This is a genomic window from Mesorhizobium sp. WSM4820 (assembly GCF_055811075.1).
In genome coordinates, this window is sequence record NZ_JBVVQN010000003.1 from 219,516 (window position 1) to 235,701 (window position 16,186).

The window sequence follows — 16,186 nt, forward strand, 5'->3', positions numbered from 1 at the left end:
TGTAACTTCCTCCCTAAACTGGTTTCCGACAGTTCTCTTCCGGGTCATACCGGGAAGCTTGAGCCATACCGCGCGATCACAATCGCCAGGGATGCGCCGACTGGCAGCAGGCAAATCCCGACAAATGCGGCGAGGCGGACGGCTTTGTTCGTGGCGCGGATCCGGCGCAAAACCGGATCGACGACAAAGGGCGCGACAAAGACCAATGACAGCACGGCCAGCGCCGGCATGTCGGTCTTGCGCGTGATCAGCGTGACGGTCTGCGCGACCGCTATCATGCCACCTGCTCCTCCCAAGAGGGATGCGGAGCGGAATCCGAAATCCGGATTTGAGATATTGGTGGCGACAATGGCCGCTAGGGCGGCTGCGAAAAGCAGGCTGAGCTGGAAGCTCGAGGACGATGCCCCCAATAGCGCGATCGGCGCGAATCCGGCGCATGCGATGCCGAGCAAGGCGGCGTGCCTTGTGCCGGATTCGTCCTCGGCCCGGTCTGTTCCACCGGAAAGGCCATGCATCACCAGTAGGCCCCATAACGCGGCCACCGCCACTTCCGGGAGCGCATCGGGCAGCCGAGCCGCTCCTATATACGCGGCGGACGCGATCGGCTGGGCAAGGGCAAGTGCGCGACCCAGCATGCCACGGCCGACGGCCTCGGCCAGGATACCGAGCGCCGTTCCAATCGCGGCGACGAAGAAGACCTTGTTGACCGCACCTACTGGCGGGAAAGACGGCACCTTGTTGTAGGCCAGCCAGTAAGCGACGAGGAAGGAAGCGGGCACCAGGAGGTCCGTCCAGAGCTTCCCGGCGCGAAGCCAGCGCAGCAGCCCTGCTGCCACAAGCGCCAGCAAACCAGCCGTAACAATGCCGAGGATCATCGCTTCCTGTGGCGATCGCGCCAGGCCGCTCATGTCAGCTGTTCCGCAGCGCGTCGAACTGTCGGCTGCTGATATCGGCGACACTCTTGGTGGGGCGCATGTTTCCTCCTTCGGCTCGATGTTGCATCAGCCGACTCCTTCGTTCGGTATATTGACATACCGTATGTTTTTTAGATACTATATAGTATCTCAATTATTATGCGTCTGTCAATGTGCACGGCATCACGGCCGTAGAACCGAACCGCATCTCGCCAGAGACCAGTGCCTGCGCCGGAGTTTCAACGGAGGATATCGCCATGACTGACCAGGAATCTGCCGGCCTCGCCGATCTTCGGCTCGCGGGCGGGGCGCAGGGGTTCAACTGGCTTCCTGTCTTCGTCGCCGACGAACAGGGCCTTTTCGAAAAGCACGGCATCCGGATCGACTACAAGCGCATGGGCAGCGTCGAAAAGGCGACCGCGGCCGTTCTCGACGGCGAAGCGGATCTGGCGATTACGCCGCCGGAAGGCGCCGTTGCCGACTTCGTCAGGGGAGGAGAGCTGCGTATCGTGGCAGCCAACGCCGTGCGCTTGCCGATGTCGATCGTGGCGCGCCCGGGCATCGGCTCGCTTGCCGAGCTGAGGGGCAAGAAAGTCGGCACGTCCTCGCTGACGGAGGGCACCGCGATCTACACGCAGATCGTGCTGGCCGCGGCAGGGCTGCACTACCCCGGCGATTATGAGTTTGCCCTGGCCGGCATTCACACCAAGCGGTGGGAGGCGCTGCAGGCAGGCGAAATCGATTGCGCTCCGCAGCCCGCACCATGGAATTTCCTCGCGCAGGACCAGGGCTACAATCTGCTCGGGGAAGTCAGCGCCGCAATCTCCGAGATCGTCTTCACCGCTGTCATCGGCAAGGCATCCTGGCTGGCAGCGAACCGCGATCTCGTGACCCGCTTCCTCAAGGCGCTGATCGAGGCGCATTCGGTCACGAATGACGCGGCCAACCATGGCATCACCCTGCCGATCTTCCAGCGCATTACCACACCCGACAGCGAGTCCCTGGCGCGACGGGGCCTGGAATATATGCGTGGCATGGGCATGTGGCCGCAGGGCCTGGCCGTGCCAGACAAGGCGCTCAAGACGACGATCGACCTGATGGTCAGGGCGAACCTGCTCGACAAGTCGAAGTGCGATGCTGCCGAGGGCGTCTTCGACAGGCGCTATCTGGAAGGCGCCGCCTGATCACCAGCGGCCGGCGAAAATCTTTCCACCGGCAGGCGCACGATGTTGTCTTTTATCGTGCAGCCCTTGCTGATCGGATCAAGCGCGCTTTCAGGGAGGAGTAAAACGCGTGCTGCTCTTCCTCGACTCTGAAATCACCTGGCGCTTGAAAACGAGGGCGCCACGTTACTTCTTGATCAATTTCAAACGGAGGCGCTACCATTTTGCATAGATTTGTTCGATATATCAATGATTTAAGGAGTTTTGGTAGCGGGAGAGGGACTTGAACCCCCGACCCCAGGATTATGATTCCCGTGCTCTAACCAACTGAGCTACCCCGCCAGGGCGGCGAAAGGCCCGAAATCCGCCTCAAATCAGAGGGCATGTCGAAGCGTTCGCCAAGGTCGGGCGGATATAAGGTTGGGACGCCAAGCCTGTCAAGCATCGATGCAGCCGGTGTCGATGCAGCCGGTCTGGCGCCACACTCTATCGCATCCTGTCGCGTCGCCAAGCTTCACGGTCTTGAGACGTACTTTGTGTGTCCAGGCGGACGCACCTCGCTCTGATGGCCGAAAAGCTTTGCCGGGCAGACAATCGGGCACAGAAATGCCGGGTTGAGTTCGGCGGGGCGCGCCGCTATGTCTCGGCCACGAAATTCTAGAGTTGGAATGATGAAACCGCGCATTGCAGTCCTCGGTTGCGGATACTGGGGCAGCAACCACATCCGCACCCTCAAGGCGCTCGGCGCGCTGCACGCGGTCTCGGACGTCAACCCTGCCCGCGCCGAAGGTTTCGCCAGTGAGCAGGATTGCCTGGCGATCGAGCCGGAGGCGCTGTTCGTGCGCAGCGACATCGACGCCATCGTGATGGCGCTGCCGCCGCAGTTCCACGCCGATATGGCGGTGCGCGCCGTCCAGGGCGGCAAGGACGTGCTGGTGGAGAAGCCGATCGCACTGACGGTGGCCGATGCCGAGCGTTCGGTGAAGGCGGCGGTCGACAATGGCCGCGTCTTCATGGTCGGTCATGTGCTGCGCTTTCATCCCGCCTTCGAGACGTTGAAGGCGCTGATCGACAATGGCGAGCTCGGCGAGGTCCGCTATATCCATTCGCACCGGCTCGGGCTCGGCAAATTCCACACCGAGAACGATGCGCTGTGGGACCTGGCGCCGCACGATCTGTCGATGATCCTGGCCATCACCGGCACGGAACCGATCGAGGTGCGTGGAGAAGGGGCAGCGCTCCTCGACAATCTCAGCGATTTCGCGCATCTGCACATGCGCTTTCCCAACGGTCTGCGCAGCCACCTATTCGCGTCGCGGCTCAATCCCTACCGCGAACGGCGGCTGACCGTGGTCGGCACCAAGGCGATGGCGGTGTTCGACGATGTCGAGCCGTGGGAGCGCAAGCTCGCCGTCTACCGCCACGCGGTCTGGCAAGACAGCGGCCAATGGGCCTTCACCACCAACGAGCCGTCCTATGTTGCAGTGGGCGAGGGCATGCCGCTGACGCGAGAGCTCGAGCATTTCATCCAGTGCATCGAGACGCGGGCAGAACCGCGTACCAGCGGCGAGGAAGCCATCAGGGTGCTGCGTATCCTGACCGCTGGCACGGTTGCCCACACCGGATCGTCTTCCTGAGAGAAGTGCGGCTGTATCAGAGCCTGATCGATCCCGATAGATCGGGATTATCGTCTATTCGGCGGGAATCTGCGTCGGCCGGGCCGCTAGCCGCGTCAGCATCGCCTCGGCCTCGGCACCGCGTTCGGAACGCTCGATGAAGCCGCCGCCGAAAACGCGGGCCTCGTTGCCGTCGTCGGAATAGAGCACGCAGGCCTGGCCGGGCGCGATACCGGACTCGCCGTCGACCAGTTCCACCGAAGTGATCCCGGCGTTGTGACGCAGCACGGCCGGGCGTGGCGGGCGTGTCGAGCGGACCTTGGCGAAAAGCTCCAGCCCGGTGGCCGGAATATCTGTCAGCGCAGCGTCGCCCAGCCAGTTCATGTCGCGCAAATAGATCTTGTGCGTTTCCAGCGCCTCGCGCGGGCCAACGACGACGCGGGCCCGGTCGGCGTCGAGATGGACGACGTAGAGCGGCTCGCCCGAGGCAATGCCGATGCCGCGGCGCTGACCGATCGTGTAGCGCAAAATGCCTTCATGGCGGCCGAGCACGCGGCCGTCGATATGGACGATGTCGCCCGGATTGGCAGCAGTCGGCTTCAGCTTGGCGATGATATCGGAGTACTTGCCCTGCGGCACGAAGCAGATGTCCTGGCTGTCCTGCTTGGCAGCGACCGTCAGCCCCATTTCCTCGGCGATGGCGCGAACCTGCGGCTTCGACAGGCCGCCGAGCGGAAAGCGCAGGTAGTCGATCTGCGCCTGTGTGGTGGCGAACAGGAAATAGCTCTGGTCGCGATCTGCGTCGACCGGCCGGTACAGCGCGCGATGGGCGCCGTTGGCGCCGGAGCGGATGTAATGGCCGGTGGCCAGCGCCTCGGCGCCGAGTTCCTTGGCGGTCGCCAGGAGGTCGGCGAATTTCACCGTCTGGTTGCAGGAAACGCAAGGGATCGGCGTTTCGCCGGCCACATAGCTCTCGGCGAAGGGGTCGATCACCGCCTTGCGGAAACGCTCCTCGTAATTAAGCACATAATGCGGAATGCCGAGCGTTTCGGAGACGCGGCGGGCATCGTCGATGTCCTGGCCGGCGCAGCACGAGCCGGCCCGGTGCGTTGCCGCGCCATGGTCGTAGAGCTGCAGCGTGACGCCGACGACATCATAGCCTTCATGCTTCAAAAGGCCGGCAACAACCGACGAATCGACGCCGCCCGACATGGCGACAACGATGCGGGTATCTTCGGGGCGTCCGGGAAGGTCGAGGCTGTTCATGGTTCTTTCGTTCTGCACGGCGCCTGGATGACGGCGCCTGAATGCCAATGGCCGGAATATAGGTCAAGCTTTCCGGGTGCGCCAGCTTCGCGAACCGGCCGATTTTTTGAACGGATTCGGGCGCTTGCTGGGCAGATGCCTCAAATGCCGACGAAAAGACTAACGCGGCGTTCATGATCCTTACCTAGCTATTAGGGATCGCTTAGGCAAATTTTAAAGCTGTGGCGGTAATGTGGTGGGGATTGGGTCTTTGAGTTTTTAGTAGAGAGTACGATGACCGATCTTGTTAGACCGCGCGTCAAATATGTTATCGGGCCTGACGGCAGCCCCCTTACGATTGCCGATCTGCCGCCGACGAACACACGTCGCTGGGTTATCCGGCGCAAGGCGGAAGTGGTGGCGGCTGTACGGGGCGGGCTGCTGAGTCTCGAAGAGGCATGCCAGCGCTACAAGCTGACCACCGAGGAATTCCTGTCCTGGCAGGCGTCGATCGATGAATATGGCCTTGCCGGCCTGCGCACAACGCGCATCCAGCAATATCGGCATTAGGGCTGGTTCAAGGATGTCAAAAGGCGCGGCAATCCGCGCCCTTTTTGCTTTGCCGACAGGGTTTTCTCTGCTTCAGACGGTCAGCACCACCTGCCGATCGGGCTGACAACAGGCATGAGCAGCGCCTGCTTCTTGGAGCAAGCATTTTTCGCGTCGACCTTGCCGAGTTCCGCAAGCCTGCGCGGCCGGCCCCGAGCCGAACTCGGCCGGAACCTGGTGGGCTGCTCAATCAGATAAAGTCCTGGCCGGAATCGCCTGCGCCCGACATCAGCCCAGATGCGGGCGGTCGCGGAGCATCAAGGGGATTTGGCAGCGTAGGCCTGAAACTGGCAGTTGCTCGACCAATGAGCGGCGACATTCCAGATGGGCAACGACCTGATCGCTGGGTGCTGACCGGCCTTAAAGCCTTGTTTTCAGCCGATCATGGCGCTGCGGCCGCCGGTCTCGGCGTCTCGGATCTTGGTGTCGCGTGATTCGAGCATTTCTGCTTTGGAAAGCTCCGCTTCGGCTTCGCCGAGCAGTGATTCGGCAACGCTACGCTGCTGGGCGAGGTCGCTTTGCGAATTTCTGAGATTGTCGCGGCGCAAGCGTGCTGCCTTGGCGAAGGTCGGATAGGCAAAATGGTTGATGTCGGTGATGCCGGCTTTCTTTTCTTCGGCAGTGATCTGGAGTTCCAGTTCGACAGCCATGCGCTCGAATTCGGCGATCATCATGTCGAGTTGCAGCAACTGCCGCCGCTTCTCGTTCACCTGAAACTGCTTCAGCCGAACGAGGTTTTCACGTGACTTCATGATTCGGTACTCCTGGAAACGCACACCTGCACATATCGTCTAATCCGCCTGGCAAACTCAGGCTTCGACCCGCTTCCACCGACTTTACCAGAACTATGGGAAACAAATTCCTAAAGTTTTTTGCCGGCGGTAACCATTCGTTTACGGGCATTGTTAATCATACGGCTCAGGACTTAAGGCCGGGTAAAAATTCCGGCCCCGACGCGGAAGCACGGCTAGCGAGTCCCTGGAGTCACTTAGTCTGGCTTATTAATGTTTTGCATTAGCGGTTTGGTTCTTAGATTCGCTATTAGATTCAACAAGGTGTAGAAAAGGGTTAAAAAATCTGGTACCGTCAACGGCACGGAATTAGGTTTTGTTAACCATTCGATGGCAGCCTCTGCTCAGGCAATCACTGCTCCGGTCCTGGACGGGTCGTGAAATGGTCCGGCAGCAGAAAAGGGGAATGAAATGCGTGTTCTGCTGATAGAAGATGACAGTGCGACCGCACAGAGCATCGAGCTGATGCTGAAATCGGAAAGTTTCAATGTCTATACGACCGATCTTGGCGAAGAAGGGGTCGATCTAGGTAAGCTCTACGACTACGACATCATCCTTCTCGACCTTAATCTCCCCGACATGTCGGGATACGAGGTGTTGAGAACACTTCGCCTTTCCAAAGTGAAGACGCCGATCCTTATCCTCTCCGGCATGGCCGGCATCGAGGACAAGGTACGTGGCCTCGGCTTCGGCGCAGACGACTATATGACCAAGCCGTTCCACAAGGACGAACTGGTCGCCCGCATCCACGCCATCGTGCGGCGTTCCAAGGGCCATGCCCAGTCGGTCATCACCACCGGCGACCTGGTGGTCAACCTTGATGCCAAGACCGTCGAGGTCGGTGGCCAGCGCGTGCATCTGACCGGCAAGGAATACCAGATGCTGGAGCTGCTCTCGCTGCGCAAGGGCACCACGCTCACGAAGGAAATGTTCCTCAACCACCTTTACGGCGGCATGGACGAACCGGAACTGAAGATCATCGACGTCTTTATCTGCAAGCTGCGCAAGAAGCTCGACGCTGCTTCCGGCGGCCAGAACTACATCGAGACGGTTTGGGGTCGCGGCTACGTGCTGCGCGAGCCGGAAGACATCCGCGTCAGCGCCTGAGCTGACGACGCCGATCCGATCGATTCTTCCGACAAAAATCCGGCTTCGGCCGGATTTTGCGTTTTTATGTCATGTCGCAGATATTGGAGCGCCGATTTCCGCGGCCATGCGCCAGCGGCGGCGAATCAGGCGGCAAAACTCAAGGTGCGGAAGCGCTCGAGAAGTTGCGGCCGAGTGAACGGCTTCAGCAGATAGCCTTGGGCGCCGGCGCGCTTTGCCCGCATGATCGAAGCGACGTCGACCTCAACCAGCAAAATCAGGATCTGGGGTTGTATCGGACTTTCCATGGCGCGTACGCGGCGAATGACGTCCTCGGCCTGCATGTCCGGCAAGGCGCCGTCGACAATGATGATATCCGGCATGTCGGCAGTGCACATCTCAACCGCATCAAGCCCGCTGGCAGCTTCGATGACCAGCATGTCGGAACCACCCAGGATGCGTTTTGCAACCCTCCTGATGACGCTCGAATCGTCGATGAACATGCAGCGTTTCATTTCCGGGCCCTCTTTGCCATGCGGCAATCCGGCAGCGTCGCGGTCTGGAAGGCACCGTATGGTCAATCCGGTAAAGAAGCTGAAAAGCCGATAGGTAAAATTTTTGCAAGAACAGCTTTTACGGAAACTTCTTGACCGATGCTTCGGCCGAACTAGCCTTTGGGGTTCATTTCATTCGACCGTGATGGTGCAGTAAATATTGTCTAAAAACTCTTATCTGTTCTTTTCAATCATTTCTTAGTAAATTCAAGCAGCCGAGAGAACGATTTCTTCTGCGGTCGCGTGGATCGATATTGTCATGTTCGCCTCGCGTGCCAAAAGCAGTGTGTAGTAGGGCTGCACCGAATGCGCGTCGATCGGTTCTTCAGGCTTGTTGCCGGAATGGAGCTCCAGGAATTTGGGCGGCACGCGCAGCATCGGACCGCTCGCGGCGAGCGCAAAGCGTGGTTCCGTGTCGAGCTTTTCAAGCGTGACCGTAAGCTTGCCGCCACGCGGAATGGCAGCGTTGGCGACGAGAATGAGGTTGAGCAGCAGCTTTACCTTGTTCTTGGGCAGCAGCGCACGGGGTCCATTCCAGATCAGTTCCGGCTTCTCGTTCTTCAAGAAGGCGATCGCAACGGCCTCGGCATCGCCGGTGTCGATCATCATGCCGGCAGAACCGGCTGCGCCGAAGGCGATGCGGGCGAATTGCAGGCGGGCCGAAGCGTTTCTGGCGCTCTGGCGAATCAATTTCATGGCATCTTCGTCGGCGCCGCCTTCGTCGAGCAGCTCAAGCCCGTTGTTTATGGCGCCGACCGGCGAAATGATGTCGTGGCAGACCCGGCTGCACAAAAGCGCGGCGAGATCGGGTGCGGAAAGGGTGAAAAGCTCGGCCATCGGCGAAAGTCCCTGCAAAATTTCACTGGAGATGGCCGGGCGATCAATGATCACGCCTGTCCACACGAATCACGCTCGCTCTCCCAAGGCCTACTGAATACACAGCGCCTGAGCGTGCAGCAACAAATCCGGAATTGTCGCTATCGAAAATGGTGTGTTCACGCAGGGTGCGGATACTGCGGGCCGACGCGAAATCAGCGCGAAACCAGCCTACGAACCGCCATCTTCATGTGAAAGCTTAATGGTTGAAAAAGGATTACGGCATAGTTTGTCCTTAACAGTCATCCTTAACGGCCACCAAAGAGCCGCACGGATGCGAGGCGTCGGCGAAAGTGCTCCCTGACGGAGATTGGAAGCATGTTTTCCCGATACTACGACCGGAGTTTTTTCCGTGTCTTCACAGACCGGAGCTTTCTCCGTGTCTTCACAGACCGGAGCTTTCTCCGTGTCTTCTCAATGGCGATCGCTCTCATGGGCCTTGTCGTCTTTTCAACCTCGCCTTCGCGGGCCCAGGAATACACCGCTCAGGAGATCGTCGATTCCGGTCATAAATTCTTCGGTGCGACGTCGGGCGGGCTCGCCACCGTCGTGGAGAAGATTTTCTCCTCCTATGGCCTGCCCAATGGCTATTTGCTTGGGGAGGAGGGCTCGGGCGCCCTGATCGGTGGCCTGACCTATGGTGAAGGCACACTCTACACCAAGAATGCCGGCGATCACAAAGTGTTCTGGCAGGGCCCGTCGCTCGGCTGGGATTTTGGCGGCGAGGGCTCGCGGGTGATGATGCTGGTCTATAATCTCGACGATGTGAACAGCCTCTACAATCGTTTCGGCGGCCTTGCCGGCTCCGCCTACCTCGTGGCTGGCGTCGGCTTCAACGTGATGAAGAACAACAATGTGCTGCTGGTGCCGATCCGTACCGGCGTCGGAGCCCGGCTTGGCGTCAATCTCGGCTACCTCAAGCTTACCCAGCGCGCAACCTGGAATCCATTCTGAGCAAGCGGTTGCCTCGTCACCGCGATTGTTTCCAGGATCGACGGTGTGAACAATGCTGCGGCAGACCCTTGCCGCGGCACTGGAATTCCGTCATGCGAACGTGGCACAGTCCCTTACGGTTGTTTGCCGTTCATAACGGATAGTCACCTTGGTTCAGTCGGTCCTGTTCTTTGTCCTCGGCTTTCTCTGCGCCGGCTTTCTGGCGCTGATGATTGCTCCGGCCATCTGGCGGCGGGCCGTGATGCTGACCCGTAAACGCATCGAGGGCTCGATGCCGCTGACGCTGGCCGAGATCCAGGCGGAGAAGGATCGCATCCGCGCCGAGTTCGCCATGGCGACACGTCGGCTTGAGATGAGCGTCAAGGCGTTGCGCGAGAAATCGGCCGAACAGCTTGTCGAGATCGGCCGTGGCCGCGAAGCACTGAAGGAACTGGCGCTCGAGCGGAAGGACAAGGAACACGCCCTTTCCGCGCTCGAGGCCAAGGGCGAAGACCTTCGGCAGCGCAAAGACCAGTTGCAGCTTTTGTCGGATCGGCTTGCTCAAACCGAGCATGCCCTGGAAAAGCGTGTGCTCGAGCTGAAAAAACTGGAGCACATGTATGACGACGCCAGCTTTTCTTCCAGCAGCCGTCAGATCGAACTTGTGGCGCGCGAATCCGAATTGCAAAAGCTGGCCGATGATATTTCAGTGCTGCGCGGCCAGCGCAAGGAGGCCGACAGGCGCCAACAGGAGATCGCGGCCGAGAGCAAGGCCGCGCGAGACGCGTTGAAAGCCGAGAAGAAAAGGACCGGCGAACTGGACAAGAAGATCGAGCGCCTGCTCGCCACGCTTGCCGATCGCGAGGACAAGCTTGAACGCCGCGAAAAGGAAATCGCGCGGCTTCGCGAAAAGCTGAAAAGCGAAAGCGTGGAAAATGCGTCGGCAGCGGTGCGTCTCGTCGGAGCGCAAGGCGGTCAGGCCGATGTGGCCGTCAAGGGCGATATGGAAAAAGCTATCGCCAAGCTCGACAGCGACCGGGAGCAGTTGGAGGCGAGATTGACGGCACTGGCCAGCGAGAACAAGAGGCTGAAAACGGATCTTGCCGCCGACGCGGTATCCAGATCCGAAGGCGCCAGCGCTGCGTTGCGCGAGCAGATGAGCGACCTGGCGGCGCAGGTCGTAGCTCTGACGGCGAAGCTCGACGGGCCGGAATCGCCGATCGCAAAGGTTCTTGCGGCACCCAACCCACCGGGAAGCGGTGAACGCAGCCTTGCCGATCGCGTGCGGGCGCTGCAGCAGGCCGAATCGGCGCATTGAGCCCAGGCAGTGATGCTGACTTCTGCGGCTCAGGTCCTGCTTGCCGAGAAATGATGCAAGGCGATGGCTGACGCGGCGGCGACGTTCAGGCTGTCGAAGCCTTCCGTCATATCGATCCGCACCGTCCGCAGGCGGGCGAGCAGCATCTCGGGCAGGCCTTCGCCTTCAGTGCCGAGATAGAGTGCCAGCCGTTCGGTCCTTTTCGCATCGCGGATGTCGGTTTGTCCGCGCGGCGACAATGCGAATTGGCCGAAGCCCAGCCGATCGAGCGCCGCGGTAAAGCCGACGGTCTCAGCGAAGGAGGCAAAAGGAATTTTCAGCGCGGCGCCGACCGAAACGCGGATCGCCTTGCGGTACAGGGGATCGCAGCAGGTCGCGTCCAGAAACACGGCATCGGCGCCGAAGGCGGCGGCGTTGCGAAAGATCGAGCCCATATTGTCATGGTTGGCGATGCCGACCAGCACGACGATCAACGCGCGGGCGGGCAGGGCATCCAGCAAGGCCTCTGCAGGCTGCGCCTCGCCCTTGCGGCCGATCGCCAATATGCCGCGATGCATGTGAAAGCCGGCAATCCTGTCCATGACCTCGCTTGCTGCCGCGTAGACCGGAAGGTCCGCGGGCGCCTTGCGCAGGGTTGCGTCGAGGCCTGCCAGCCGGTTTTCGAGCACCAGCACCGATTCGGCGGTAAAGCGTTTGGCTGCGAGCAGCATTTCGAGCACCACCTTGCCTTCGGCAACGAAACGACCCTGCCGGCCGGCAAGATCGCGCTCGCGAATGTCGAGATAGGCGGCGACGCGCGGGTCTTGCGGGTCGTCGATACGAATGCTGCGCATGCTTGCCTCAACTGACCCGCATCGGCCCGATCATGGTGGGTTTTGCGACAGCACGACGCGTGGATCCAAAGTGTCAGAGCGTACCTTCTGCGTCCAAGTGGACGCAAGTCGCTCAAAAGCGCGTCGCGTTCGACCGACCTCAACCGACCTCTCGCGACGCGCTTTAGGTTGTTGTTTTATGCATGTCGTTATCGCAAAACCGCTGCACGGGCATGCTTTTGCGCGACATGCATCAGGAGTCGTCAGCGAGGCAAGGGGCGCTCGGACCAGTTATGCATGTTGCCGGCTTTGGGCGACATGCATTGGCCGGTCAAGTCCCGGAGCGACGCGGGCGGTATGCCATCTGCGATGGCTCACCCTCGCCGAAAATCCCGTCCAGCGTGTTGAGAAGTTCGCGCACGGCATCGGATTTGCAGGAATAGTAGATCATCTGCCGGTCGCGCCGGGTCTCGACGAGATCGAGCGCCCGCAGTTTGGCTAGATGCTGTGACAGGGCGGATTGGCTGAGCAGAACCTTTTCGGCAATAGCGCCGACCGACATTTCACCGTCGGCCAGGTAGATCATGATCAACAGTCGTTTCTCGTTGCCCATCAGCGTCAGAAACGAAGCCGCTGATTCGGCATTGGCGATTAGCTTTTTCGAGACCATCGATCCCCCATACCTTCCTGCTCCTCCGGCGCTATGGGGGCAATAGCGTCTGATTCCATAGGCTCACTTGCGAATGTGCGCTGGCGATTCAACGCTACCGGGAAAGCGTAGAACATCTCGCACAAACCTCAAGACTTGCTTTCGACCCGACGCGATTAACTGTCGGACTGTGTTTAATCCGCCACTCGGCCGGTTTTTGCCATGTCGACCAGAACATGCCTGAGCTCGCGCGCGGTCCTCAATGGCTCGGGAAAGAACACCCGGCAGATATCGTCGCCCAATGCCAGGTCCATGCCGTCGGCGTCAAAGCCGGTGACGACCCAGCCGTCGCCCGCCGCCTTGGCGAAGTGGCGCGCGTAGACGGCAATTGCGTCGCTATGGTCGGCATTCATATGGTCGAGGGCGGATTGTTCGCCAGCGGCAAGCTCTTCGACGATCGGCGCGGTCGTGACCAGATCGGCGCGTTCGAGCAGGTAGGCCTTGCCAAAGCCGCCGTTGAGACTGGCGCGCTCCAGCTCAAGGCGGAAGATCGAGAAGTCGCCAAGACCGGCATAGAGCTTCGCCTTGGGGTTGCGGTTGAGATAGCGCCGTTCGGCGCGGGCGTGCTCGTCGGATCCAGGCTCAAGCCGTGCCGCCCGACTGACGAGCGTCAACCGTGGGTGCGCCAGCGGGTCGCCCTTGGCGGGCTCGCCGACAAGCAGCGAACAGCGCGGGTCGGAAAGGATCGCGCCGGTATGGGCGGACAGCATCGATACAAGGATCAGCGGCGTGCCGTCGATATCGGTGGCGACACCAACCCTGCTGGCCAGCGGCGAACCGGTCCCGGGCTCGATCACCGCCAGCGCGCCGAAACGGGCACTGCGGATCAGCGTCTTCGCCAGCCTGATCGCTTCGGCGTCGGTCTCGCGGATCACGTCCTTCTTTCGATCGTTCAAATCCACACCGTCTTAAGCTGATCTTTGCTCTCCAGTTATCAACCTATCACACCGGATTTGACAAGGGCCCCAGATTTGAAAAGGGCCCCAGATTTGAAAAGGGCCTCAGTCTCGCTTTCCGAAAGGCCGAAGCGTGCCAGCACCGTCACCGCCTGACAATCGTGATCGGCCGGCATGGCGGCAAGCGTCGGCCGGGAGCGCGAAAAGCGAAAAGCGCGGCGCCGGGGCGGGGCGCTCAAGCGCACCCGACTTCAAGAAGGCGTTGCGAGCGCGATTGTGCGGATGATCCCTGGCTTCCCGCAGCGACAAGACCGGTGCGACGCAAGCATCGGTTGCAGCAAAGAGACGGTCCCAGTCGTCCCGTGATTTCTGCCCGACCCGATCGACAATGGCGGCCCGCATCTGCGGCCACAAAGTCCTGTCGTATTGGCCGCGTACAAAAATCTGGTCGAGCGGCAGCAGTCTTGCAAATTCGGCGAAGAACCGGGGCTCAAGGCAGCCGACGGCGAGGTGCCGTGCGTCCGCGGTCTCATAGGTGTCGTAAAAGGGCGCGCCGGAATCGAGCAGGTTCGCGCCACGCGTGTCACTCCACAGGCCCGCCGCCATCAGGGCGTGCACAGGTGTCGCCAGCATTGAAGCGCCCTCGGTCATCGCGGCGTCGATCACCTGACCCTTGCCGGAGCGCGAGCGCTCAAACAGGGCGGCCAGTACGCCGGCGACCAGCATCATGGCGCCGCCGCCGTAGTCGGCGACAAGGTTGAGCGGTGGGACCGGCCGGCCGCCTTGCTGGCCGATGGCATGCAGCACACCCGAATAGGCGAGGTAGGTGATGTCGTGGCCGGCACGTCCCGATAGCGGACCGTCCTGGCCGAACCCCGTCATGCGGCCGTAGATCAGGGCTGGATTGCGCGCCAGTACCGCATCCGGCCCGAGACCAAGCCGCTCCATGACATCGGGACGAAACCCTTCGACCAGCATGTCGGCCTTTTCGGCAAGGCGCAGCACCAGTTCGGCGCCTTCCCAGCGCTTCAGGTCAATCCGCAGGATGGAGCGGCCGTGACAGTCGATGTCGTATTCGTCCGGCAGCGCCAGAAATGGCTGGCTCGACCCAGCCCGCTCGATGCGCAGCACCTCGGCGCCCATCTCCGACAGCATCAGCCCGGCCAGCGGCACCGGTCCAAGCCCGGCCATCTCGATCACAGTCAGGCCGGCGAGCGGGCCGGTCTTCGCCTGAAGGGCGACTTCGGCACTCATGGTCGGCTACTTCGGCGCCATGCGGATGGCGCCATCGAGGCGGATGGTCTCGCCGTTGAGCATCTGATTTTCGATGATATGCAGCACAAGGGCTGCATATTCGGAAGGTTCGCCGAGACGGGACGGGAAGGGCACCGCAGCGCCGAGCGTATCCTGCACCTCTTGCGGCATGCCGGCCATCATCGGCGTCTTGAAGATGCCGGGCGCGATGGTGCAGACGCGAATGCCCGACCGGGCAAGGTCGCGCGCCACCGGCAGCGTCATGCCGACGACACCGCCTTTGGAGGCTGAATAGGCCGCCTGGCCGATTTGACCGTCAAAGGCGGCGACCGATGCCGTGTTGACGATGACGCCGCGCTCGCCGCCGTCCAGCGGCTCAAGCTTCGCGGCCTGGTCGGCGACGAGGCGGATCATGTTGAAGGTGCCGATCAAATTGACCTCGATCACCTGGCGGTACTGGTCGAGCGGGTGCGGACCGTCCTTGCCGATCGTCTTCATGCCGATGGCGATGCCGGCGCAATTGACCAGGATACGGGGTTCGCCGAACTTTTTTACCACTTCCGCCACTGAAGCAGCACCGCCATCGGCGCTGCTTACGTCGCATTGGATGGCGATGCCGCCGATATCGGCCGCAATCTTCGCCGCGCGCTCGATGCCGAGGTCGAGGATGGCAACGCCGGCACCCTTTGCGGCCAGTGCACGTGCCGTCGCCTCGCCGAGGCCGGAGCCGCCGCCGGTGACGATCGCAATCTGGCCGTTGGGGTTCATGTCGGCGTCCTCCATCCAAGCTGTGTTGATATTCAGGTGAGGCCGGCCTACAAGCAGTGGTCTCCTGCGCTTCCGGTGCTCACGTACCCAAAAGTACGCTCCGCTCCGGTTCTCGAATACCACCGTTTTCGGCTCGGCCCGACCTGAATCTCAACACACCTTAGTCGGGCACATGCTACGAAGCCCGACAGGACTGCGCAACAGCATCCGGATGGTCACGCCATCGCGGCGATTTGCGCGGCAATCCTTGCCTGATCTGCGTGGCAAACCTCCCCCACCAGCCGTGCCATCGCGCCCGGCACGATCTCATGCGACAACAGCCGGTCAGGATCGACCGGGCGCGGCATGGAGATTTGCCCACGCGGGATTCTCTTGAAGCCGAGCGGGCCGTAATAGGGCTCGTCGCCGACGAGCATCACCGCCGGCATGCCGGCCTTGGCGGTGGCCTCCAGCGCGATCGCCACCAGCCGGCGGCCAATGCCGAGATTCTTGTACGCCGGCCGCACGGCAAGCGGTCCGAGCATCAGCGCGGGGGGGGCGGCGGCCGCCCGGGGCGGGGGGCGCGGGGCGCTGGGGGCGCGGGCGCCGACACCGACTGGATCGTCTGCGCCCTGCTGCACGACATCGGCGACGTCTACGCAC

General features: G+C 61.3%; 17 protein-coding genes and 1 tRNA gene. 6 read left to right on the forward strand and 12 right to left on the reverse strand.

What is annotated here, in order from left to right:
- Positions 1-44: 44 nt before the first annotated feature.
- A complete protein-coding gene (locus AC0L2R_RS06945; protein WP_473508226.1) occupies positions 45-908 on the reverse strand; it encodes a hypothetical protein in 864 nt (287 codons plus the stop codon).
- 263 nt (positions 909-1,171) lie between these two features.
- Between AC0L2R_RS06945 and AC0L2R_RS06950 the strand changes: the two genes are divergently transcribed.
- Positions 1,172-2,098: an ABC transporter substrate-binding protein gene (locus tag AC0L2R_RS06950; protein ID WP_473508227.1), complete on the forward strand. Its 927-nt coding sequence runs from the start codon at positions 1,172-1,174 to the stop codon at positions 2,096-2,098.
- A gap of 244 nt (positions 2,099-2,342) precedes the next feature.
- Here AC0L2R_RS06950 and AC0L2R_RS06955 read toward each other — a convergent pair.
- Positions 2,343-2,419 (reverse strand) — tRNA-Met (locus AC0L2R_RS06955).
- 329 nt (positions 2,420-2,748) lie between these two features.
- Here AC0L2R_RS06955 and AC0L2R_RS06960 point away from each other — a divergent pair.
- Positions 2,749-3,714: a Gfo/Idh/MocA family protein gene (locus AC0L2R_RS06960; RefSeq protein WP_023797942.1), complete on the forward strand. Its 966-nt coding sequence runs from the start codon at positions 2,749-2,751 to the stop codon at positions 3,712-3,714.
- Between the two features lie 54 nt (positions 3,715-3,768).
- Here the strand turns inward: AC0L2R_RS06960 and mnmA are convergent, their stop codons facing one another.
- Positions 3,769-4,959: a tRNA 2-thiouridine(34) synthase MnmA gene (gene mnmA, locus AC0L2R_RS06965; RefSeq protein ID WP_473508228.1), complete on the reverse strand. Its 1,191-nt coding sequence runs from the start codon at positions 4,957-4,959 to the stop codon at positions 3,769-3,771.
- Between the two features lie 273 nt (positions 4,960-5,232).
- Between mnmA and sciP the strand changes: the two genes are divergently transcribed.
- Positions 5,233-5,508, forward strand: coding sequence for a CtrA inhibitor SciP (sciP, locus tag AC0L2R_RS06970; protein ID WP_006203587.1), 276 nt, complete (start codon positions 5,233-5,235; stop codon positions 5,506-5,508).
- Positions 5,509-5,921: 413 nt separating this feature from the next.
- On the opposite strand, the gene AC0L2R_RS06975 is transcribed toward sciP, so the two are convergent.
- The gene (locus AC0L2R_RS06975) at positions 5,922-6,299 is read right to left on the reverse strand and encodes a flagellar export protein FliJ (RefSeq protein WP_029349790.1); all 378 of its coding nucleotides are present in this window, start codon (positions 6,297-6,299) and stop codon (positions 5,922-5,924) included.
- A 450-nt stretch (positions 6,300-6,749) separates the two neighbouring features.
- On the opposite strand from AC0L2R_RS06975, the gene ctrA reads away from it, so the two are divergent.
- Positions 6,750-7,445: a response regulator transcription factor CtrA gene (gene ctrA / locus AC0L2R_RS06980; protein ID WP_006203583.1), complete on the forward strand. Its 696-nt coding sequence runs from the start codon at positions 6,750-6,752 to the stop codon at positions 7,443-7,445.
- 125 nt (positions 7,446-7,570) lie between these two features.
- Here ctrA and AC0L2R_RS06985 read toward each other — a convergent pair whose 3' ends face one another.
- Both AC0L2R_RS06985 and chpT read right to left on the reverse strand, forming a co-directional pair.
- Positions 7,571-7,939 carry a response regulator gene (locus AC0L2R_RS06985; protein WP_473508229.1) on the reverse strand — a complete coding sequence of 123 codons (369 nt, stop codon included), beginning with the start codon at positions 7,937-7,939 and terminating at the stop codon, positions 7,571-7,573.
- Positions 7,940-8,185: 246 nt separating this feature from the next.
- A complete protein-coding gene (gene chpT, locus AC0L2R_RS06990) occupies positions 8,186-8,815 on the reverse strand; it encodes a histidine phosphotransferase ChpT (protein ID WP_091594641.1) in 630 nt (209 codons plus the stop codon).
- Positions 8,816-9,172: 357 nt separating this feature from the next.
- Here chpT and AC0L2R_RS06995 point away from each other — a divergent pair, with 357 nt between their 5' ends.
- Together AC0L2R_RS06995 and AC0L2R_RS07000 are read left to right on the forward strand one after the other, a co-directional pair.
- Positions 9,173-9,808, forward strand: coding sequence for a DUF1134 domain-containing protein (locus AC0L2R_RS06995; protein WP_236369205.1), 636 nt, complete (start codon positions 9,173-9,175; stop codon positions 9,806-9,808).
- Between the two features lie 148 nt (positions 9,809-9,956).
- Positions 9,957-11,105, forward strand: a complete 1,149-nt coding sequence (locus AC0L2R_RS07000; RefSeq protein ID WP_473508230.1) for a coiled-coil domain-containing protein — start codon at positions 9,957-9,959, stop codon at positions 11,103-11,105.
- A 29-nt stretch (positions 11,106-11,134) separates the two neighbouring features.
- Here AC0L2R_RS07000 and AC0L2R_RS07005 read toward each other — a convergent pair whose 3' ends face one another.
- The 6 genes from AC0L2R_RS07005 to AC0L2R_RS07030 all read right to left on the reverse strand — a co-directional run.
- Positions 11,135-11,938 (reverse strand): TrmH family RNA methyltransferase, encoded by an 804-nt coding sequence (locus AC0L2R_RS07005; RefSeq protein WP_091594637.1) that lies wholly within the window; start codon positions 11,936-11,938, stop codon positions 11,135-11,137.
- A 310-nt stretch (positions 11,939-12,248) separates the two neighbouring features.
- Positions 12,249-12,587 (reverse strand): ArsR/SmtB family transcription factor, encoded by a 339-nt coding sequence (locus AC0L2R_RS07010; RefSeq protein WP_091594634.1) that lies wholly within the window; start codon positions 12,585-12,587, stop codon positions 12,249-12,251.
- Between the two features lie 173 nt (positions 12,588-12,760).
- Entirely contained in the window at positions 12,761-13,522 is a 762-nt protein-coding gene (locus tag AC0L2R_RS07015) for a HugZ family pyridoxamine 5'-phosphate oxidase (protein WP_473508231.1), read from the reverse strand.
- Positions 13,523-13,627: 105 nt separating this feature from the next.
- The gene (locus tag AC0L2R_RS07020) at positions 13,628-14,776 is read right to left on the reverse strand and encodes a CaiB/BaiF CoA transferase family protein (RefSeq protein ID WP_473508232.1); all 1,149 of its coding nucleotides are present in this window, start codon (positions 14,774-14,776) and stop codon (positions 13,628-13,630) included.
- A gap of 6 nt (positions 14,777-14,782) precedes the next feature.
- Entirely contained in the window at positions 14,783-15,544 is a 762-nt protein-coding gene (locus AC0L2R_RS07025) for a 3-hydroxyacyl-CoA dehydrogenase (protein ID WP_473508233.1), read from the reverse strand.
- Between the two features lie 215 nt (positions 15,545-15,759).
- The coding region (locus AC0L2R_RS07030) for a GNAT family N-acetyltransferase (RefSeq protein ID WP_473508234.1) at positions 15,760-16,186 on the reverse strand (427 nt) is incomplete at its 5' end.